The sequence below is a fragment of the Nostoc sp. genome, assembly GCF_036917275.1.
GTDB lineage: Bacteria > Cyanobacteriota > Cyanobacteriia > Cyanobacteriales > Nostocaceae > Nostoc.
In genome coordinates, this window is the sequence record NZ_JBALDF010000071.1 from 1 (window position 1) to 21717 (window position 21717).

A 21717-nucleotide genomic window follows, 5' to 3' on the forward strand; every position below is an offset into this window, starting at 1 on the left:
TAAGGCTTAATGTTCAACCTTTAAGGCTTAATGTTCAACCTTTAAGGCTTAATGTTCAACCTTTAAGGCTTAATGTTCAACCTTTAAGGCTTAATGTTCAACCTTTAAGGCTTAATCCTCAACCTTTAAGGCTTAATCCTCAACCTTTAAAGCTTAACTGGCAATGCCTAACTGCAAGCCACTGCTTTTAAATGTTCCCATGCAAATCGAATTTTTACTCCAAAGAGAGGACATTTCCAAATGGAGACAAAGTAGAATCAAAAATATATTTAACAAACTATTTATGCAATGGGCTAATTTTCTAGCTAAAGAAGCTGCTATTAATGGTTTATCTCCAGAACAAACGGCAGCTTTTGCGAAGGATTTTAAGACTGAAAACTTAGGTAAAAGTGAAGCTAAACTTGCCAGCGAATTAAACGTTGATATTGCTGCTTTCAGAAAATGGATGGGTGAGGTATATGACAAGTTTGCCCAGAATTATCGTGAGTTAGCGACTCTCAACAGTCAGAACAAATTAGAAAAGTTACAAGCTTACCTGAGAGCAAAATATAATAGCGAATTGGATGTCCTTAAACCATTGGCGGCGATGAAATTATTAAAATCGCTGGTGGTTCGGGAACGACTGCAACAAGAAGCTTGGATTGCGAGAAGAATTTGTAAATTTTTGAGATATTTGCCCTTAGCGTTAGAGTTAGTGGGGCGATATCTGAATAAAATGCTAGATTTGTCTCTAGAAACAGTGCTGAAGCGGTTAGAGAAGAAACGAGTGGAACATGAATCAGTGGTCAATGCTAACTCATTGATGCATTATGAATACGGTGTAGCTGAAGTTTTTGAATTGAGTTGGGAAGAATTGGATGAGAATGCACAAAGCTTTGGCTGTTTGCTAAGTTTGTGTGCCTTAGCTGCTATTCCCTTATCTGTTGAGACGGTAGGAGATGACAAAAAACAACGACTCAATGAAAAAGCCATAGCCGATTTACTAGAATTGCATTTGCTAGAACAGGAAAGTAAAGGAATTTATCGTCTAAATCCACTGATTCGGCAACTTTTTCAAATGAAGTTGGATAAATCAGGTGAGGCGGATGAAGCAAAAACTAAATTTGCAGTGATGATGCTAGAGGTAGCAAAGCTAATTCCGCAACAGCCTAATCCTGAAGATATTCTCAACCTTACTCCACATATCCCGCACATTTTAGAAGTTGCAATCCACCTATCACAGTATCTCAGTGATGAAAATCTAATCACTTTATTTACCAAATTAGCCTGGTTTTATCAAGCTCAAGGACTTTATCAGCAAGCAGAACTTTGGTTGCAGCAGTGTGTAGACTTGACTCGAAATCGTCTTGGTTTAGAACATACTGATGTAGCGACTAACCTAAGCAATCTCGCAGGACTCTACGAATCTACAGGACGTTACAGCGAAGCCGAACCGCTCTATAAACAAGCTTTAGAACTCCAGAAACGCCTGCTAGGAGACAACCATCTCGATGTCGCCACTAGCTTGAATAATTTAGCACAACTTTACGATTCTAGAGGACGTTACAGCGAAGCCGAACCGCTCTATAAACAAGCTTTAGAACTCCAGAAACGCCTGCTGGGAGAGGAACATCGCCATGTCGCCACTACCCTGAGCTATTTAGCATTACTCTACGAATCTACAGGACGCTATAGCGAAGCTGAACCTTTGTATCAGCAAGCTTTGAAACTGTGGAAACACCTAGTTGGAGAAGAACATCCCCATGTCGCCACTACCCTGAACAATTTAGCAGCTTTGTACTGTTATACAGGACGTTACAGTAAAGCCGAACCCTTGCTCAAGAAAGCTTTAGAAATGAGAAAACGCCTGCTGGGAGACAACCATCTTGATGTCACCACTAGCCTGAATAATTTAGCGCAACTTTACGAATCTACAGAACGCTACAGCAAAGCCGAACCTTTGTATCAGCAAGCTTTAGAACTGAGTAAACGTCTGCTAGGAGAAGCTCATCCCGATGTTGCCATTAGCCTGAACAATCTAGCATCACTCTACTGTCATACAAGACGCTACAAGAAAGCCCAACCTTTATTTGAGCAAGCTTTGAAAATTTGTGAACAAACTTTAAGTGTGAGTCATTCTACGACTATGACGATTCGGGCAAATTATGCAAGCTTTTTAAGAGAAGCATATCATTAGCGATCGCGTAGTGAAAGGAGGCGATAGGATAACCGTTTTGAATTTCAAACTTGAAACTTGAGGTTCAGAAGCTCAACGTCTATAGCGGTTCCCATCCAGATGCAGTACAACGTTACATCACGAGGTGTAGGGGCACGGCAATGCCGTGCCCCTACGGGTGTACCTCACGTAAACGATAATTGCTATACCTTCAAAAGCTAATACGCTTGGGTTAAGCCTTAACCCAAGCGTATTGAGATTAACTCATCCCTGAAGTCACTTGCTTGTCAAAAAATGTTTGGATAATGGAAAAATAGAATTATTTTCACGTTTAAACTCGCAAGTCTCAAACATGCATTAAATAATTGAATGCGAGAATCTTCTCTACCAGAGGCTCCGCCAACAATTTCATTATCCAAAATTTAAACATCATAAATTCGGTGAAAGTTTACTTACATCCTAAAGACTTACGAGTATCTACACCAGTTTTAGAATTAACACCACTTGCCTTAACACAAAGTTTTTTCACTTGCGTTCCATCTAAAATCGCATTCGTAAAATCAGCACCTGTGATATCCACGCTATCAAAAGTAGAACGCAGCATCATTGCATCGGTCAACACAGCATCACTTAAATCAGCGTCCTTAAACCTTGTTAGATAGGCTATACCTTCACTAAAATCTGCACCACGCAGATTTACTCCTTCCAATAGAGTACCGTTAAACACGCCACCACGTAAGTCAGCATTGCTAAAATTAGCATTCTCTAATTTGAGATTGGTAAACTCAGTGCCAACTAAACTTTGACCAGAGTAATCCTTGCCTTTAAGATCATTAGCCACAGAACGGGTAATACTGGAAGAACTTGCAGCTTGCGCCGATAGGGGAAACAAAAAAAGAACCATAGCTAAGACAAAGCTAGCTAACAGTTGCCAATATTTCATAATGTCTTCTTAATAAATCTCAACACTTTCACCATTAACTATTAAACCTCACAGAAGGGGACAAGGGGGACAAGGAAAATAACCATGCCCAATGCTCGAGTTCAATACACAATACTGTAAAACCTAGAAAGCATCTCTTAGGATGATAGATGTTGAGGTGCGATCGCATAATAATTACCTGTGGCTAATCAAGAAGAAAATGCCCAATCTCTGGCGCGAACCCCTTTATATCAACTGGGTGTAGAACTCAAAGCCCGCCTTACCAGCTTTGGTGGCTGGGAAATGCCTGTGCAATTTAGTGGCATTAGCCGCGAACACGATGCTGTAAGAAATACAGCCGGAATGTTCGATATTTCCCACATGGGCAAATTTACCCTCCAAGGTAAAAACCTGATTTCTCAACTCCAGTCTCTAGTGCCTTCAGACTTGAGTCGTTTACAAGCTGGTCAAGCTCAATACACCGTATTGTTAAATCTCCAAGCGGGAATTATTGACGATATCATTGTTTATTACCAAGGTGAAGACACCAGTGGCATAGAGAAGGCATTGATCATCGTCAATGCGGCAACATCGAGTAAAGATAAAGCATGGCTATTGCAACACCTTGACTTGGATAAAGTACAATTCCAAGACCTTTCACCAGAAAAAGCCTTAATCGCTGTGCAAGGGCCAGAAGCGATTAAATATCTTCAACCCTTAGTGCAAGAAGACTTACAACCAGTCAAAGCCTTCGGACATTTAGAAGCAACCCTACTAGGGAAACCTGCCTTCTTAGCCCGCACAGGTTACACCGGAGAAGACGGCTTTGAGGTGATGGTAGACCCAGATGTGGGGATAGAATTGTGGCGAAATCTCCATAATGCTGGTGTTATCCCCTGTGGACTTGGTGCGAGAGACACCCTGCGGGTAGAAGCGGCGATGGCACTTTACGGACAAGATATTGATGAGACCACCACACCCTTAGAAGCAGGTTTGGGGTGGCTAGTTCACTTAGATACCAAAGGCGAATTTATTGGTCGGGAAGTTTTGGAACAGCAAAAAGCTACTGGAGTGCATCGCCGATTGGTGGGTTTGCAAACCCAAGGACGCAACATTGCCCGTCACGGTTATCAAGTGTTATCCGCAGGCAAAGTTGTGGGAGAAGTTACCAGTGGCACTCTGTCACTTACACTTGGTTATCCCGTTGCATTAGCCTACGTTTCCACCCAGTTAGCAACTGTCAATCAGCAGCTAGAAGTCGAAATTCGCGGCAAAGCTTATCCAGCAGTTGTAGTTAAACGTCCCTTTTATCGGTCAAAAAATCGTGTTACCAACTGATAAGTGCCGAGGTTTTTGAGGAATAATGTGTTGTGAGTTACTCAATTTACAGTCAGGTTCATTACCAGATATGGCTTGGATGATTGGGGCAATAATTTATTTGATAAGGGAGAGGAAGTGATATGTCTTTTGAATATCCTCAAGATTTCAGATACCTGGATTCTCATGAATACGTGCGACTAGATGGTGAAATTGCCACCGTTGGCATTACCGAGTTTGCTGTACATGAATTGGGTGATATCGTCTTTTTGGAACTGCCAGAAATTGGCGACGCTCTTACCAGAGGAGAAAACTTTGGCACAATTGAATCTGTGAAAGCCGTTGAAGAACTAAATTCACCCGTCACAGGCACAGTTATAGAACGCAATGAAGCCTTAATTAATTCTCCCGAAGAAGTGTCAGAAGATCCCTACGGGGAAGGGTGGTTTTTGAAAGTGCGTATCAATGATTCTGGTGATGTTGAGGATGCCTTGACAGCGGATGAGTATCGCGCTCTGGTGGAAGGAGAGTAGGAAAGAGGCAGAGGGAAAGACTTGCAGCAACTTACCCTCTGCTCCCCTACTCCTCTACTCAAGAGCCTCTTCTCACTCCACCGGCAGATAAGTCATGAAATTTAGATAAAGTAAAAAGTTATAATTACTTCTAATGAGTATTTATTGCAAAATATTAAATAGTAATATCTGGAGAGTAATTTGTGGTATTAAACGCCCCTATTCTCAAGTCTAATCAGCAGCAAGTGCTGGACGAAAAAAGTCAAAAGTTAAGTAGTTTTGTGCCAAGACACATTGGCCCTAACTCTGATGACATCGAGCAAATGCTTAAGGTTTTGGGGTTTCCCAGCCTGGATGCGCTAATCAACCAAACAGTTCCACAGGCAATCCGGCTGAAGCGATCGCTAAAGTTACCAGAACCAGAAAGTGAGTACGCTGCACTGGCATCGTTAAAAAAAGTTGCTGCCAAAAATCAGGTTTTCCGCTCATACATCGGTATGGGATATTACGACAGTATTACCCCACCTGTGATTGGGCGCAATATCCTAGAAAATCCCGGTTGGTATACTGCCTACACTCCTTATCAGCCAGAAATTGCCCAAGGGCGACTTCAAGCACTGCTAAATTTCCAAACCCTAATTATCGACTTAACAGGTTTGGAAATCGCCAATGCTTCGTTACTTGATGAAGCTACAGCCGCAGCTGAAGCGATGAACCTAAGCTATGGTGTCTCCAAAAATCAGGCAAATGCCTATTTTGTCTCTGGTGAGTGCCATCCTCAAACTATCGACGTGTTACAAACACGTGCTCAACCATTAGGAATTAAGATCATTGTTGGCGATCATCAAACCTTTGATTTTGATCAACCAATTTTTGGGGCTGTTCTGCAATATCCTGCAAGTGATGGCACTATTTACGACTACCGCGCTTTTATAGAAAAAGCCCATGCTAAGGGTGCATTGGTGACGGTAGCAGCAGATCCTTTAAGTCTAACTTTGCTCACCCCTCCTGGGGAATTTGGCGCTGATATTGCTGTCGGTAGTACCCAGCGCTTCGGTATTCCGTTGGGGTTTGGGGGGCCTCATGCGGCATACTTTGCTACAAAGGAAGAGTATAAGCGGTTGGTTCCAGGTCGAATTGTGGGAGTATCAAAAGATGCTCAAGGTAAGCCTGCATTACGTCTAGCCTTGCAAACCCGCGAACAACATATCCGCCGCGAAAAAGCTACTAGTAATATCTGTACAGCACAGGTACTGCTGGCAGTAATGGCGAGTATGTACGCCGTCTATCATGGGCCTGCTGGACTGAAGGAAATTGCTGAAAATATCCACTCCTTGACGGTGTTACTGGCACAAGGATTGAAACGTTTAGGTTACAACGTCGTTTCAGAATCTTTCTTTGATACGCTGCGAGTAGAACTGGGAACACACAATTTAAAAGATATTCTGGCAGCTAGCGAACAGCTTCAAATTAACCTGCGGATTTTTGATGCAACTGCTGTTGGTATTTCCCTGGATGAAACAACTACACCAGAAGACTTAATCGACCTTTGGCAGATTTTCGCTGGTACAGATGATTTACCTTTTACCTTAGAAGAATTAACTTCTCCCTCTCTTCCCCATCTCTCCCTCTCCCGTACAAGTACATATCTCACCCACCCAGTTTTTAACCGCTATCACTCAGAAACTGAATTATTGCGCTATCTGCATAAGCTAGAAAGCAAGGACTTGTCGCTAACAACATCAATGATTCCTTTGGGGTCATGCACAATGAAGTTGAATGCGACAGCTGAGATGATTCCGGTAAGTTGGGAGGAATTTGGCAAGATTCATCCATTTGCCCCGGCGTCGCAAACGCAGGGTTATCAAATCCTGTTTAAGCAACTTGAGGCATGGTTAGCTGAAATTACTGGTTTTGCGGGAATTTCTCTGCAACCAAATGCTGGTTCTCAGGGCGAATACGCCGGACTTTTAGTGATTCGCCAATATCACCAAAGCCGTGGAGAAGGACACCGCAACGTTTGTTTGATTCCTACTTCGGCACACGGGACAAATCCAGCGAGTGCGGTAATGTGCGGGATGAAAGTAGTGGCAGTTGCCTGTGACTCACAAGGTAATATTAACGTTGATGACCTGAAGGCTAAGGCAGAAAAATACAGCAATGAACTAGCCGCCTTAATGGTGACATATCCCTCAACTCATGGTGTTTTTGAGGAGCCAATTCAGGAAATCTGCGCTGTTGTCCATACCCACGGTGGACAAGTTTACATGGATGGGGCAAATATGAACGCCCAAGTGGGAATTTGTCGTCCTGGAGATATTGGTGCGGATGTCTGCCATTTAAACTTGCACAAAACCTTCTGTATTCCTCATGGTGGCGGTGGGCCTGGTATGGGACCCATTGGGGTAGCCTCTCATCTTGTGCCCTTTCTCCCTGGACACGCTGTGGTAGGGACTGGGGACTGGGGACTGGGGATTAGGAAAGAGGAAATTTCCAGTACCCAGCATATTGGTGCTGTGGCGGCTGCGCCTTGGGGTAGTGCTAGTATCTTGGTGATTTCTTGGATGTACATCGCTATGATGGGTGCAGCTGGTTTAACCGAAGCAACTAAAGTGGCGATTCTCAGTGCTAACTACATCGCCAAGAGACTGGAATCGTACTATCCAGTTTTGTATCAAGGGAAAAATGGTCTAGTTGCCCATGAATGTATTTTAGATTTGCGATCGCTCAAAAAATCGGCTGCGATCGAAATCGATGATGTAGCCAAGCGTCTAATGGATTATGGTTTCCATGCGCCGACTGTCTCCTGGCCTGTTGGGGGTACAATCATGGTGGAACCTACAGAAAGTGAATCTAAACAAGAGTTGGATCGTTTCTGTGATGCGTTGATTTCTATTCGCCAAGAAATCGCTGAGATTGAATTAGGTAGGGTGGATATCCAAGATAATGTTTTGAAGAATGCACCGCACACTGCCGAAAGCCTCATCACCGGAGAATGGCATCATTCCTATTCTCGTGAACAAGCTGCTTACCCTGCGCCTTGGACTCGTGAACATAAGTTTTGGCCGGCTGTCGGTCGCATTGATTCAGCCTTTGGCGATAGGAATTTTGTTTGTTCTTGTCTGCCAATGGATGCTTATTCCTCATAAAGCTATACAGTTTAGTTAAAACTTGCTCCCCCCAACTCTCGTTTTTAGAAAGTTGGGGGGATTTTTTTATAGTTCCTTCTTATCTTTTCAGGCTGATTATTGACTATTAGACCTCTTGCATAAGTCGAATAGACCCCCCTTAATCCCCCCTTATAAAGGGGGGAAACTTTAAATCTTGCCCCCTCCCCTTATGAAGGGGAGGGTTGGGGAGGGGTGATTCAAGGATTTTTGCAAGAGGTCTATTGATTAACTCCTCCAATTCTTTTCGTAAAGATAAAGGTTGATACCCCAATCCAAAAGCTTTGGAACTATCTAAAGAAACATCTGCTGGTCTAGGTGCTGCCATTTTCACATCTTGTTGTCGGCAGGATTTGAGCTTGGTAGCGGGAAGTTGAAATACTTCAACTAATAACCGCCCAAAATCATAGCGAGAAATTCGTTCTTTGCCGCCTAAGTGAATGATGCCGTTAACTTTTTCCAATGCTAATAAAAGTCCTTTAGCGGCAGTTTTTCCACTTACTGGTGTGCGAAATTCATCAATAAATAAACTTAGTTCTTCTTCGGCTTGTAAAGTTTGAATAAATGGCTGAATAAAGCTTTTAGCTATGGGTGTTGCTGTGCCAAACATCAACGGCATTCTACACACTGCGGTCATGGGATATCGCTCTAGCATACTTACTTCAGCTATAGCTTTTTGCTCACCATAAAGATTGACAGGACACACGGGGTCTGTTTCTCGATAGGGGGCATTTAAGCCATCAAAAACTAAGTCACTTGAGGTGAAAGCACAAGGTATAGAATTATCCGCACAAAGCCCGGCAATATTGCCGGATGCTATAACATTAATTGCGTGCGATTCTTCGGGATGGGTTTGACAAAAATTTGGTTGCGAATGTGCAGCAGTATGAATAACTGCTGTTGGTTTAATATCACTAAATATGCGCTGCAATTCCTGAAAATCTGTTAAGTTCACTTTCAACATTTTGATATCAGGGATATCTAGATAATGGGAAAAATAAGTAGCATAAACTTCCCATTCTTGTTTTGTAAGCTGGCAAAGATGCCATCCCAAAAAGCCACTTGCTCCGGTGATTAGCAATTTTTTCATATTTTATTTTTAAAAAATTAATTCGGTTTAAAAGACCGCTTTGATTGTGTTTTACAAAATAATTAAAATAAACTATTGAAGTAATTTCTGAAACTGCTTTTCACTACGCACTTTGCTAAAGTCTGGGTCAGTCTTTGCTAAGTTTTTGTATTTATCAGGAACAAGCTTGATTGCTTTATCTAAATTCTCAATTGCTAATTCTAAATTACTTTCTAAAGCATAAGAGCAAGCTTTGTTGTAATATACTTGGTGCAAATCTGGCTTGATAGCGATCGCTCTATCATAAGATACAATAGCATCTTGGTAGCGGTGCAACTTTGTCAGAGCGATGCCTCGGTTAATTAAGGCTTCAGATTTGTCGGGTTTAATGGCGATCGCTTTGTCGTAAGATGCAAGAGCGTCTTTGTAGCGTTGCAACGATGTTAAGGCTATGCCACGATTATACCAAGCTTCATATTTGTCGGGTTTGATGGCGATCGCTCTATCGTAAGATGCAAGAGCATCTTTGTAGCGTTCCAGCGATGTTAAAGCTATGCCACGGTTAATCCAAGCTTCAGGACTGTCAACTTTGATGGCGATCGCTTCATCGTATGCTTTTATTGCATCTTCGTAACGTTGTCCATCTAATAAATGATTGCCTTGATGAAAGAAATCTTCTGCTTTTTGCGTAGCCTTCGCTTCTATCAAAAGTTGGGTTACATTACTTTCTTGCACAACTTGTGTAGTATTTTCTGTTGATGAGTTTGCCCCACCACTACAGCCAAATGTAAAGAAAACTATTAAGCCAGATGCAACGAAGCAGCGCCGAAAAACCATGCTGTACCTACAAAACTGATAAAGATGATCTTAAAAGTTGTTTTTTTTGAGTATTATTAAAATACACTAGTTTTGACCCATTAATTTACTTACTTATATATATTTTGAGAAATAACTTTTTTGGCAATGTATAGAAGCTTATAAAAATAAACTGGATGTTAAATTATCATATTAAATACACATAAAGCAATTTTATAGCTTATCTCACTCAAAAAATGATTATTTGTGTTACAATACAGGTAGCGTAGGCGTGCCTGTCGTAGCAAGAACTGCCTTCTTCACATTACTCTGCTATCAACGGGTAACGAAAAGTCGCGAGACCATTCATTCCAAGATCCAAAATAATTCCTGGCAGAAATTCCTGCTAATTGCAGAGCAATCAGAGTATTCGCCGCCCTAGAACCTTTAAAACAGTAAACGTACACAATAGAATCTTTAGTAATACCCACAGATTGACAAATTTCTAAGATTTCCGTTTTTGAGCGGAACATGGAAATTTCCGATTCAGATGTCATCATCCGATGCCATTCTATCCATACAGCATTAGGGATTCTACCTTTGCGAGGACAAAAATCAGCAGTGTAGGGAGAAGAACTCAGCCCAAGCCATTCGTTGCGATGGCGCACATCTAATTTTATAATTGCTGAATTGTCAATTGCTTGCAACATCTCGGTGGTAGTAACCATCATGTCAGCGTTGAGATGCAATCTAAATATGCTGCTTTCACGTTTAGGGACTTCATCGGTAGTAGGTAATCCCCCTGTCTGCCATGCTTTATATCCTCCGTGTAAGATAGATACCTGAGCGCAACCCAAATATTTGAGTAAAAAAGCTGCTCGACAAGATTGACCATAACCTTTATCTAAAGTATCTTCATAAACAATTAACCGTTCTGCACCAGATATTCCTACCCTGCTCATAATTTCTGCAAAATACTCTTGTAATTTCTTTAATCCTGCGGGGTAAGAATTCTCTAAAAGATAAGTAAAAAAATCTCTTATATTTATGGATTCAGGAATATGAGAAATACCATAATCTTCTTGACTTCGCGTATCGATAATGACAGCTTGTGATGATTTTTCTGCTAACAGAGACGTGAGTTCTTGAGGAGAAATGAGGAGTTTTGTATTCACGCTTTCATGCTTCTGTTGTCGTACCATTAAGCATTATCGCACTTGGTAGATTTGCGTTTTGAAATGCAAATCACAAAATAATAGACCTCTTGCAAAAGTCCCTAACACTCTACCCGCAAGCAGGGAGGGTTGGGGGTAGGGTGTTAGGGGCAAGAAGTCTATTGTATGTTTTGCTGATAATATACTCTGTCTTTGTAATGCCTAACTAATCCCAAACACTGACTCAACAGTTGACTTAATCGATTCGCGTGCATCCTTCAAAGTTTGGCTAATAGGATGTTTTGCCTGCAAAAATGCGCGGGCACAATTGCGTCCTGGCATTCCCGAAATCGAACCGCCTGGATGAGTTCCTGCACCAGTCAAAAATAGATTATCAATTGGTGTTTTGTAGTTCGCTATTTCTGGCAAGGGACGGAAAAATATCATCTGATCTAGAGTCATGTCAACATGATAATAATTCCCTTTGTACGCACCTAATCTTTCTCCTAATTCTGCTGGACTTTCTACACGACGGGCGATAGTTGCATCCTTGACATTAGGTGCATAGTCTGCCAATTTATCAATCACCTTATCTGCAACTTTGTTTTTCAATTCATCTGTCCAACCTGTACCTTTCAAACCAGTGCCTTCTGCACCCGCAATTTGATAAGGGGCAAAAAACTCAATCCATGCAGTGTGCTTACCTGGTGGTGCTAATGTGGGGTCTAAATAGCTAGGCATCACCAAATACATTGATGGGTCAGCATCAGGAATCTCTCCCAAGGTACATTTGCTATGAGCCTGTTCTACATGAGCCACAGAATCTGCAATCAAGATGGAACCAACGAGATATTCGTCTTTGTGGGCGTGGTATGGAAAGCGCAGTGGTTCGTCTAAAGCCAAATCTATCTTGAGGATGGTTTCGTTATTGTTAACGATGCGGCGTTCTAATCTTTCCCATAAATTTGGGTCGGCTCCATCAACTTCGCTTTTATCAGTCATTTGCAAAAATAACCGCTTGGCATCAATATTAGAAATAACCCCGTGTTTAGCGCGATATTCTTTACCACCAGCAACCCGCACACCCACAGCTTTTCCATCATCAATTAAAACTTTTTCAACATGCTGATCTGTGAGAATAACTCCACCTTTACTTGTGACTAAATTCACTAAAGCTTGCACAAGTGCGCCAGTTCCGCCGCGTGGTCTTGCCATTCCGGGATTGTGACGCATTGCCATCATGATTGCACCAATGGCAAGGGTTTTTTGCGATGGTGGCGCACCAAGTTCTGCTGCTAGTCTGGCTAGTGGCGCTTTCAGAAATTCCTCATCAAACCACTCATTAAGTAAATCCTCAGCGCTGTTCAACATTGTGCGAATAAAGTCCAGCGTTTTGTTAGGGGAACCAATGACAGAAAATAAATCTTTCAGTTTGGTGATGTCGTAGTTACCAAGGATATCTATAACTGACTTTGGCGGTGCATTAAACATGGGAATCATTGCACCTAGCGCTCGCTGCCAAAAGTCTACAAATTCTGCGTATTTTTTAGCATCACGTTCACTGTAACGGGCGATTTCTGCACAAGTCTTTTCCAGTGACTTATGTGCTAAGAAATACTTGCCATCAGGATGAGGACAGAAAACAACCGGATCGCACTCCAAATAATGCAAGCCATATTTTTCTAGTTCTAATTCCTCAACAACTGGCCCTAAGTGAATAAATTCATGGTCAATAGCACATAAGTTAAATTTAAATCCAGGAGCCTCTTGAGGTAAACATTCTTCAGTTGTTGCTGCACCACCGATAACAGAACGCTTTTCTAGTAACAGGACGCTATAACCAGCTTTCAGCAAATAAGCTGCACAAACTAGACCATTGTGCCCAGCACCGATTAGCACAACATCATACTCTTGCATAGTTATCACTTTTAAATTAAGTAGCTTTTAAAAGCTTATTAAAGTTTTCAAAAATTTACATCATTCGCTAGTTACAAAAATTATCCTTAACTAGTGTCAATACTACTAAAGAGATAGTTCAGTTATTGATGATGGTATTTGCTTCACTTGAGTTTCTACCAAAAGTGTCAAACTACCCTTTTCTACTTTTACATCTTTAATCTTGAACGCCATATCTTCCCATTTCAAAGATGGTAGATTCATCAGTTCTTTGGCTTTCTGCATTAATGCTGTAACTACTTCTACTGAAATCCCGCCTCCCTCAGTGCAGTTAAAACTCTCCAGCATCGCGGGTTGTGAATTAGTCCGTGGGCGAAGCACCGCAGTGTAAGCTAAAGGACGAGTATTTCCCTTTTCCTTTAACAGCAATCTTCCTCTACATTCAATTTTGCCTTCACCAGGTAAAAATACTTGAATTTTTTGCGGCTTAAAACTCACAATCTCGCCATCTACATCAAAATCAAAGTTTTGCATCTGGCTGCTAACATAGTCTGATGCCAAAGTGCGGTTCATATCCACTTCTGTGAGGACAATCCGAGCTATGGCATTTACAGCCTCATTGAGTTCTATTTTACCAAAAAGAGCAGTTAATGGATTGATGTCAATGCTATCTGTTTGCAGTTTTATTTCCTGTATGCGAATGTCTTCTTTAATCACTAATCCTTTAGCAGCAAACGAAACTCCATCCGCTTGTCCCTGAACTATTTTGAATAAATCAGTTTCTACATTTATGTCTATTTTTTCTACTTCATCTAACGCTTGGGATACCATCATTTCAGCGCTCTGAGATAGAACTTTTTCTTCAAAGTTATGTTCGTCTTGCATGAGTTAGTATCTCCTAAATATCTTCTTACTACTTACTGTAAAGGCTAGATACTAAAGAGCGAATCTACATTGCGGTATATCTAAGTCTGAGGATTGAGTATCAAGTAAAAAGTCTTGTTTGTTTTTTAACTTTTGCCTTTTTGGTAACAACCATTTTTACACCGCCGCTAGGGACAATGGTAATGCCACGACGGACTGGATGCACTGGACGTTTATCAGTAAGGGTTAGTTGAAAATGCGATAATATTATGGCTGTTACTAATTTTAATTCATACATAGAAAATGCGCCACCAATGCAACCGCGATAACCGCCGCCAAAGGGTAAATATTCATAAGGGGAAAATTTTTGGTTGAGAAATCTTTCTGGGCGGAACTGTTCTGCTTCTGGGTAAGTCTCGGTTCGGCGATGGGCTAAATAAATACAAGGAACTAAAACTGTTTCTGATGTAAAATTATGCCCCATAATTTCCACTTTATCTTGTACCATTCGCGGTGTGCAAATTAAAGCAATTGGATGAATTCGCAGTGTTTCTTGACAGACAGCAGTGAGATAAGGTAATTGTGTAATTGCTTCTGGATTTGTGAGATCATCCAAAGTGTTTAGTTCTTGCATTAACTGATGCTCAACCTTTGGGTGAGAGTGAATTAAATGAAATAGCCAGGCTAATACGCCAGATGTAGTTTCGTAACCCAACAGCAATAATGAAACTAGTTGATCGCGTAATTCCTTATCTGTCATCTGTTCTCCATTTACGTCACGCGCTGACATCAGCAGGCTGAGAATATCTGTACGCGCAGCATCATTTTGGAAACGTCTTTCAGAAATTTCTGCATAAATGAGTTTGTCAATTTCCTCTCGTCTTTTTAGGAAAATTCCCCAAGGACTCCACGCACCTAAATCTTGTTGCAGCAAAGGAAAGAAAAATAAGCTGGAATACCAAGGTTTGGTTACGTCTTCTAACAAAGAACTCAATTTTTCTTTTAATTGTTGGTAACGCGCACCGTAAGTAATACCAAATACCACCTGTAAGATAATTTCTAAAGTGATATTTGACATTAAGTTGTGTATATAAATATTTGTACCTAATGTCCAATTTTGTGTAACTTCTTCAGTAATTTGACAAATTGCTTGTCCATAAGACTTTAAATTATCGCCATGAAATGCTGGTAGTAATAACTGCCGCTGCTCTTGATGCGATCGCCCTTCTTGAAATACTAGCGAATTCTCTCCAAACAAAGGTTTAAATACATGGGTTGCTTTCTTAAAATCTAACTTGTGTGCAGGTATGGCAAAACAATCACTAATTGCTTGGGGATGGCTAAAAAAGACTATTGGTGGCGACTTTAAACCCATTACTCGCACAGTGAAAATATCACCATACTTGGTAGCATAATTTTCTAAAGTTTTTGTGGGTTGAGCAATTAATTGCAGAGTTTGTAGCAACGCTGGTGTACGTATATTCTCAAGTACTTTCATTCTTTATTCGATCCTTTTAATATTTTTTTTGAATCTTTAGAAGCATTTACAGAAAAAAACTTATTAAAAATATTTTGGGTATATACCCACTTAAATTACACTTTTTAGTGTACAATACCAGTTTTATAATTCATTTTTTTATAAACGTTGTAATATATTACAGCAGAATTCAAGTATTTGAACCACATCTATCGTAGGGGCACAGCAATGCTGTGCCCCTACCGCGTGGTCTATTTACCTGAAAATAGCTGTAAATTAAAATACCCCTATAGACCTCCTTAAAAAAAGACTATGGGGGATTATATAGAAGTATTGAAAATCTATCTAAATATATTAGGACTTACGCAAAAATTGCTAAAAAGCTTAATTTATCGAACCGCCAAGACGCCAAGAGCGCCGAGAATTCGTAGAGTGTGCGTAAGTCCTATATATATAGGAATTACGCAAAAATTGCCAAAAAGCTTAATTTATCGAACCGCCAAGACGCCAAGAGCGCGGAGAATTCGTAGAGTGTGCGTAAGTCCTAATATAGATGGGAGTTGAAAATTTGCTGAATGCAACCATAAACCACCGCAGTATTAAACAGTAGTTGTCTGTAGGATGGAAGACTTCACCTGACGTTGACTTTTGATAACCATCTGGATAGGACGATCTGGGCCTGTCACCAAACCACGGCGTTTAGGTCGCACTTCCCCATTGTCAACTAATTCTAATTCAAGGCTGGAAAGGATTTTGGCAAGTGCTAGCTTCATTTCCAACTGGGCAAATGCTAGACCAATACAACGTCTTGCACCACCGCCAAAGGGCAAATATTCATAGGCAGAAAATTGTCGTTCTAAAAAGCGTTCTGGCTTAAACTGCTTAGGTTCTGGGTAAATATCTTCCCGCTGGTGGGTCAAATAAATGGAACCAAGTAGGACTGTACCCGGTTCTAGTTCGTAACCACCCAACGATAGGGGTGTTTTTACTACTCTAGGAAAGGTAAGCATACCTACTGGGTAAATGCGTAATGTCTCGGAGCAAACAGCGTTGAGATAGGGTAACTTGAAAATGATGCTGGGATCTGGGTCATCGCCCAAGCTATCTAATTCTTGCAGTAGCTTTTGGCGCACTGATGGTAGTTTGTAAATCCAGTATAATGCCCATGCTAGGGCTGTAGCTGTAGTTTCATGACCGGCAGCCAACAGAGTCATTAATTCATCGCGCAACTCTTGCTCAGTCATGGGTTGACCTGCTTCATCTCTAGCAGCCATGAGTAAGCTGAGAATATCTGTGCGTGATGAATCTGGTTGTTCTCGACGTTCCCGAATTTCCTCATACATGAGTTGGTCAGCTTCCTGCTGACGGCGGATATGTTTTCCCCAGAAGTTAATCGGACCAAAATCCCTTTGCAAAGCGGGGAAATAAAGCAAAGCCACAAGTAACCGAGAACTAGCCTTTTCTAAAAGCTCACCCAAAAATTGCTGTAGTTTTTCGGCGCGAGTCCCTTCATGTAGCCCAAACACAGCTTGCATAATCACCCGCAGGGTAATGGCTTGAGTAGCAGACCGAATATTGAAGGGTTTGCCTATCTGGTATTGGCTGATAACTTTCTGGGTGACATCGGTAATCACCTGGCTATAGTTTCGCATTCTTTCGCCGTGAAAGGGAGGCATTAACAACTGGCGTTGGCGCTGGTGTTCTGCGCCGCTGAGAGTAATTACAGAATGCTTGCCCACCAAAGATTCAAACACCTGATTCAAATCACCAGGGGCTTCTAATTCCTTGGTATCATTTGTCAAAATTTGCTGTAACGCTTGAGGGTTGCTGACCATCACCAAAGGAGGAAGATTTTTGTCTAACCTGATAGTAAAAATATCGCCATAACTTTTGGCACAAGCCTCCATAAATGACATCGGATTAGCAATCCAGCGCACCATCTGTGCAACGCGTGGGATTTGCGGCCCATTTGGTAATTTCATAAATTTTTTTGCTACTTAATATTTTTCTGCTACTTAAACTAACTGAAATTTTGATTGCGTGACCATTTAAATTACTTATTCTAACGTTGCAAAAAACCAATAAACTGTTACAACCTCAAAGATGTAAAATTTTTGTTAAATTCAACGAGCATCTACAGTTTCATTTCCTCGTCGTAAGGTACTCAGCATGACCGCAATCACCCCAAAGGCATCTTCAGCGCTTCCCGATTTTTTTGAAGGTATTCAATATTTTGGTGAAGCGTTACCAGATTTTGAAACTCATGGTGCAACACCTGCTATAGAGTCGGGCAAAGTAGCGATCGCAGATCCCACAGACAAAACAGCTGTATATCAAACTTTACTGGCTGCCGATGCCCTCCGCTACCTGATTTTGCAAGTTACCGCTAGTAAAGCCTCTGGGCATCCCGGCGGATTCGCCAGCCAAGCAGAAGTTTACGCATCTCTTGTCATGCTGGGATACAAGAACATTCTCACTGAAGTCGGACACCACGCCCCCGGATTTTATAGTGCCATGTTCTTGGATCGTTCGCTAGAGGACATGGGAATTTTTACAGTCCAACAATTGCGCGATCGCTTCCGAGAAAAGCACGGACTTTTAGGACACCTTTCTGGTTTCATTCCCGGTATTCTTGCACCTGCGGGGCCTTTGGGACAAGGGCAACACTTTGCAATGGCGGCTGCACTGTTACACAAAGATAAGTTATTCCCCTTTACAGTTGGTGATGGTGGATTGGGTGAACCATATATTGTAAGTGCGATCGCTCACTTCCATACTGCTTATCCTGCTGTCACCAACTTCTTACCCGTGTTGGTGTGGAACGGTTACAGCCAAGAGCATCACAGCATGGTTTCCCTCAAAACCAATGAACAGATGCAAGCATATTGGCAAGGTAACGGTTTTGATGAAGTCATATTAGTTAATGCTAAAGACTTTGACGATCAAGACCAACCAGGGGATTACGTTGATAGTACTGCTTTTTCTTTTGAAAAACGCCTAGAATTCACTCAGGCAGTACTTTCGGGTGTGGATAAAGCAGCGCGATCGGCGCTGGGCGGTAAACTTACCGTCTTCATAATTAAACAACTCAAAGGTGCAGGAGTCCACGCGCGGGGGGCAAAATCTCACAACCTCTATCCCAAAGATACGCTAAATGCTCCCCATATTATCAGTGCATTGCAAAGCCGTGCTTTGTCTGCGGAAGCTTGGCAATTAGTGCGGACAAATGCAGAACGCGCTGGCGGTGGCCCGGCGGCGAAAACTGTGGTGACAGAATTTGAATTTCCATTACCAGATTTAGGTGAATTACCTTTAGAAGAATATGCAGTCGGTGTTGAACCTAAAGTTTCGACAACAGCGATGGGACGATTGGTAGGAATAGTTGGAAATAAAGATCAGAATTTCCTCGTCACCAACGCCGATGGTAACGAAGCATCTGGAATTGCCAACATCAACCAAGCATTAAAAATTATCCACCCCACAACCGACGATTTATATTACCAAGCACCAAATGGACAAGTTTATGAACCATTGAGTGAAGATGCTTGTGCCGGTTTAGCTGCGGGTTTGGCGTTAATGGGTGCGAGAACTTTGTGGTGTTCCTACGAATCTTTTGCCATCAACGGATTACCAATTTGGCAAACTGTGACTCAATCAATGGCAGAATTGCGTCGTCAAACTCCCTCGACTATTACTTTATTCACAGCAGGTGCATTAGAGCAAGGGCGCAACGGTTGGACTCACCAACGTCCAGAAATTGAAGCTTACTTTGCTTCGTTGATGCGAAATGGCAATATTTTCCCATTATTTCCCCCCGATGCTAATAGTATTCAAGTCTGTTATGACTGGGCATTGAAAAGTAAAAATAAGGGAATTGTAATTACTGCAAGTAAGTCACCATTGCAAATTCGCACCACTTTTGAACAAACTCGTCAAGGGTTGCGCGATGGTGCGGTGCTATTGCATGAAGTCGCTGGTGATAAGCAAGTTGTATTTGCTGTAATTGGCGATATGACATTAATGCCAGTATTTGAAGCTGCGGCTTTCTTGGAAACTGAAGGTATTGGTGCGAAGATAGTTTCTGTGATCAATCCTCGGCAATTGTACCGTAGCCATGATACCGCTTGGGATACATGTTCTGAACCTGAAGGCGGTTTCTTAGATGATGCCAAATTTGCGGAATTATTTGATGGTGATGCGCTAATTGCTGTCACTGGTGGCGCTGCGGCGATGCTAGAACCAATTCTGTTGCGGAGTACGGCCAAGCGCGACACCTTCGCTTGGAAGCGTGGGGAAACTACAGCCAGTGCTGGCGAGTTGATGGCGTTTAATGGATTGACTGCTGAAGCGTTAACAAAACGTGCGATCGCATTAGTGCATTAAAGCTGGAATTGTTTCTCCTCTTCTCGCAAATATACGTATATAAACGCTGAAAAATTGCGTTGCAATGCGTGTATTTGCGTTTTTTTATTTCAAAGAACTTAGCAGACAGGAGAAGTAGAGGTAAATTTACTGAAATTCTTTGACAATAAAAGGTTTACGAGTCACAAAAGCTGGTTTACAAGTCGCAAAAGTTAGTTTACGAGTCAGAAACTTAGTTTACAAGTCGCAAAAGTTAGTTTACGAGTTCAAAAGTTAGTTTACGAGTCGCAAAAGCTGCTTTACGAGTCACAAAAGTTAGTTTACGAGTCGCAAAAGCTGCTTTACGAGTCGCAAAAGTTAGTTTACGAGTTCAAAACTTGATTTATTTACAAGCCAGGACAAAGCGCGATACATTTTATGGAAAATATGGCGTTTAATGGATTGACTGTGGAGGGTTGAGGAAAGGTGCGATCGTGTTAGTGCATTAAGGATTTCAAACCGCAGATGTACGCAGTTAAACGCGGATAATTTGGCGTTTAGTTGCGTAGATTTGCGGTTTTTATTTTATAGGTTTTGAAGTTTCTATAAAGTATAAATCAAAATATATATCTTTTATTTATGGGTGTCTAATTTTGCTAGAAAAAATTAAAATATCTGAATTACCATCAGTTTATTTATTGGATAAAGATCGTCTTCCTAATTGTGCAGCTATTTACTTTGTATTTGACAGTAAAGATCAGATTATTTATATAGGTAGAACTATTAATTTAGTTGAAAGATGGAAAGCACATCATAGATTTAATCAGCTAAAAAGATTTAATCGCAAAAATCCTCTGAGTATTAGTTGGTTGACTTGTAGTAGTGATATAGAAAATCTATCAAATCTCGAAAATGAGTTTATAAAGTTATACAAACCACCCCTTAATTGGTCTAAAGTAGTAGTACCAATTAAAAAAATAACTCCAGATGAAACTGCTTTACAGCAAAGTCTTCAGCAGCTAGCCAAGCTCAATGTTATGATAGTTGGCTTTGATCCAATATCAGATGGAGAACCACCAACAATATATTTAGTATATCCTGTTTATGGGATGAAAGGCTTATCTGGAAGTATTAGAACTGCATTAAAAAACATTAATAAAAAGGTTAGTTCGCTAAAGTGGAAAGAATACAAAACTTATCCTAAATTTTCAGGTAAATTCGGTTTGTGGGAGACTGAATACAACGGTTTAAGAATAGATTTATCTCCATTTGATAGTTTAGTTTACTTCATGGAACATTCAAACCATCAGACTTTAGCTGGAATAGAACTTATGGCATTTAGTAAGGAACAGCTAGAATTAATTTTAGATAAAAAAGAAGAAAACGATGAGAATACATCAGGTTTAGAAGCATTAGAAGATGATCCTATTCCAGTAGAAAATATTTATAAAAATCAACTTTTAAATAGTAATTATAAAAATAAAGTTGAAGTTGAACCTTGGGAGGAATTAGAACCAATGGCTGAAGGTGAAGTTAGAGTAATGACTCGTCAGTTTTTTTATGTGGATGATATAGAAATAGAAGTATGTACTAACGACAATGGAAAGTATTTTGTTAGACACAATGTTTACTGGTGGATAATGCACAATCAGAAAAATCCTAGTCCTGAGTATAACAACATAATAGAAAATACCAAAAATTCAGTTGATAGACTACCTACTATCAGATGGTCTGGTTATAAATTTAGATTTGAGATGATTAGGTTTAGTGAAGATGATGTAGAAGTTGAAAGTATACTATTTCCACTAGCTATGTTTGAAGACCTAATGAAAAACAAGTCAAGGTTTAATAGTCAAGTTCTAGAACAAATTTTAAAGGGTGAGTATAAATCAACTGACTATGATAGAGGAAGTATAAAACTATTTGTATGGCTACAATCTAATTCTATATCTCCGCTGGTTCAAACCAATAACAATAAGTAGGTTTAGTTGAAAAAACCCAACAATATAATGATTTATATACCCAATTTATAAGATTGATATATTAGG

14 protein-coding genes and 1 pseudogene are annotated in these 21717 nt (G+C 40.9%); 7 read left to right on the forward strand and 8 right to left on the reverse strand.

What is annotated here, in order from left to right:
* Nucleotides 1–191, forward strand: a pseudogene (locus V7K35_RS28215) (hypothetical protein); the annotation flags it as partial.
* 92 nt (nt 192–283) lie between these two features.
* Nucleotides 284–2176, forward strand: a complete 1893-nt coding sequence (locus tag V7K35_RS28220) for a tetratricopeptide repeat protein (protein ID WP_335083613.1) — start codon at nt 284–286, stop codon at nt 2174–2176.
* 427 nt (nt 2177–2603) lie between these two features.
* Here V7K35_RS28220 and V7K35_RS28225 read toward each other — a convergent pair whose 3' ends face one another.
* Nucleotides 2604–3098, reverse strand: coding sequence for a pentapeptide repeat-containing protein (locus tag V7K35_RS28225; RefSeq protein WP_335083615.1), 495 nt, complete (start codon nt 3096–3098; stop codon nt 2604–2606).
* A 180-nt stretch (nt 3099–3278) separates the two neighbouring features.
* Between V7K35_RS28225 and gcvT the strand changes: the two genes are divergently transcribed.
* The 3 genes from gcvT (at nt 3279) to gcvP (ending at nt 8055) form a co-directional block, all read left to right on the forward strand.
* Entirely contained in the window at nt 3279–4415 is a 1137-nt protein-coding gene (gene gcvT / locus V7K35_RS28230) for a glycine cleavage system aminomethyltransferase GcvT (protein WP_335083617.1), read from the forward strand.
* 122 nt (nt 4416–4537) lie between these two features.
* Nucleotides 4538–4927 (forward strand): glycine cleavage system protein GcvH, encoded by a 390-nt coding sequence (gcvH, locus tag V7K35_RS28235; RefSeq protein ID WP_334795179.1) that lies wholly within the window; start codon nt 4538–4540, stop codon nt 4925–4927.
* A 182-nt stretch (nt 4928–5109) separates the two neighbouring features.
* Complete coding sequence (gene gcvP / locus V7K35_RS28240) at nt 5110–8055, forward strand: aminomethyl-transferring glycine dehydrogenase (RefSeq protein WP_335083618.1); 2946 nt, start codon at nt 5110–5112, stop codon at nt 8053–8055.
* Nucleotides 8056–8194: 139 nt separating this feature from the next.
* On the opposite strand, the gene V7K35_RS28245 is transcribed toward gcvP, so the two are convergent.
* The 7 genes from V7K35_RS28245 to V7K35_RS28275 all read right to left on the reverse strand — a co-directional run bounded on the left by V7K35_RS28245 (nt 8195) and on the right by V7K35_RS28275 (nt 17310).
* Entirely contained in the window at nt 8195–9163 is a 969-nt protein-coding gene (locus tag V7K35_RS28245; protein WP_335083620.1) for an SDR family oxidoreductase, read from the reverse strand.
* Nucleotides 9164–9235: 72 nt separating this feature from the next.
* Nucleotides 9236–9979 (reverse strand): tetratricopeptide repeat protein, encoded by a 744-nt coding sequence (locus tag V7K35_RS28250; RefSeq protein ID WP_335083622.1) that lies wholly within the window; start codon nt 9977–9979, stop codon nt 9236–9238.
* Between the two features lie 278 nt (nt 9980–10257).
* The gene (locus V7K35_RS28255; RefSeq protein WP_335083624.1) at nt 10258–11112 is read right to left on the reverse strand and encodes a sulfurtransferase; all 855 of its coding nucleotides are present in this window, start codon (nt 11110–11112) and stop codon (nt 10258–10260) included.
* A 201-nt stretch (nt 11113–11313) separates the two neighbouring features.
* Nucleotides 11314–13008 (reverse strand): beta-carotene ketolase CrtO, encoded by a 1695-nt coding sequence (gene crtO, locus V7K35_RS28260; protein ID WP_335083626.1) that lies wholly within the window; start codon nt 13006–13008, stop codon nt 11314–11316.
* A 105-nt stretch (nt 13009–13113) separates the two neighbouring features.
* A complete protein-coding gene (locus V7K35_RS28265) occupies nt 13114–13872 on the reverse strand; it encodes an LmeA family phospholipid-binding protein (protein ID WP_335083627.1) in 759 nt (252 codons plus the stop codon).
* A gap of 100 nt (nt 13873–13972) precedes the next feature.
* Nucleotides 13973–15349 (reverse strand): cytochrome P450, encoded by a 1377-nt coding sequence (locus V7K35_RS28270; protein ID WP_335083629.1) that lies wholly within the window; start codon nt 15347–15349, stop codon nt 13973–13975.
* A 578-nt stretch (nt 15350–15927) separates the two neighbouring features.
* Entirely contained in the window at nt 15928–17310 is a 1383-nt protein-coding gene (locus tag V7K35_RS28275; RefSeq protein ID WP_335083631.1) for a cytochrome P450, read from the reverse strand.
* Nucleotides 17311–17497: 187 nt separating this feature from the next.
* Between V7K35_RS28275 and V7K35_RS28280 the strand changes: the two genes are divergently transcribed.
* Both V7K35_RS28280 and V7K35_RS28285 read left to right on the forward strand, forming a co-directional pair.
* Nucleotides 17498–19711, forward strand: a complete 2214-nt coding sequence (locus V7K35_RS28280; protein WP_335083633.1) for a phosphoketolase — start codon at nt 17498–17500, stop codon at nt 19709–19711.
* A 611-nt stretch (nt 19712–20322) separates the two neighbouring features.
* Nucleotides 20323–21651, forward strand: a complete 1329-nt coding sequence (locus V7K35_RS28285) for a GIY-YIG nuclease family protein (RefSeq protein WP_335083635.1) — start codon at nt 20323–20325, stop codon at nt 21649–21651.
* Nucleotides 21652–21717 lie beyond the last annotated feature (66 nt).

What these genes read in the sequence shown, in the direction of transcription:
- V7K35_RS28220 (WP_335083613.1), top strand. Translation starts at nt 284, where the DNA reads ATGCAATGGGCTAATTTTCTAGCTAAAGAAGCTGCTATTAATGGTTTA.
- V7K35_RS28225 (WP_335083615.1), bottom strand. Translation starts at nt 3,098, where the DNA reads ATGAAATATTGGCAACTGTTAGCTAGCTTTGTCTTAGCTATGGTTCTT.
- gcvH (WP_334795179.1), top strand. Translation starts at nt 4,538, where the DNA reads ATGTCTTTTGAATATCCTCAAGATTTCAGATACCTGGATTCTCATGAA.
- V7K35_RS28245 (WP_335083620.1), bottom strand. Translation starts at nt 9,163, where the DNA reads ATGAAAAAATTGCTAATCACCGGAGCAAGTGGCTTTTTGGGATGGCAT.
- V7K35_RS28250 (WP_335083622.1), bottom strand. Translation starts at nt 9,979, where the DNA reads ATGGTTTTTCGGCGCTGCTTCGTTGCATCTGGCTTAATAGTTTTCTTT.
- crtO (WP_335083626.1), bottom strand. Translation starts at nt 13,008, where the DNA reads ATGCAAGAGTATGATGTTGTGCTAATCGGTGCTGGGCACAATGGTCTA.
- V7K35_RS28265 (WP_335083627.1), bottom strand. Translation starts at nt 13,872, where the DNA reads ATGCAAGACGAACATAACTTTGAAGAAAAAGTTCTATCTCAGAGCGCT.
- V7K35_RS28270 (WP_335083629.1), bottom strand. Translation starts at nt 15,349, where the DNA reads ATGAAAGTACTTGAGAATATACGTACACCAGCGTTGCTACAAACTCTG.
- V7K35_RS28275 (WP_335083631.1), bottom strand. Translation starts at nt 17,310, where the DNA reads ATGAAATTACCAAATGGGCCGCAAATCCCACGCGTTGCACAGATGGTG.
- V7K35_RS28280 (WP_335083633.1), top strand. Translation starts at nt 17,498, where the DNA reads ATGACCGCAATCACCCCAAAGGCATCTTCAGCGCTTCCCGATTTTTTT.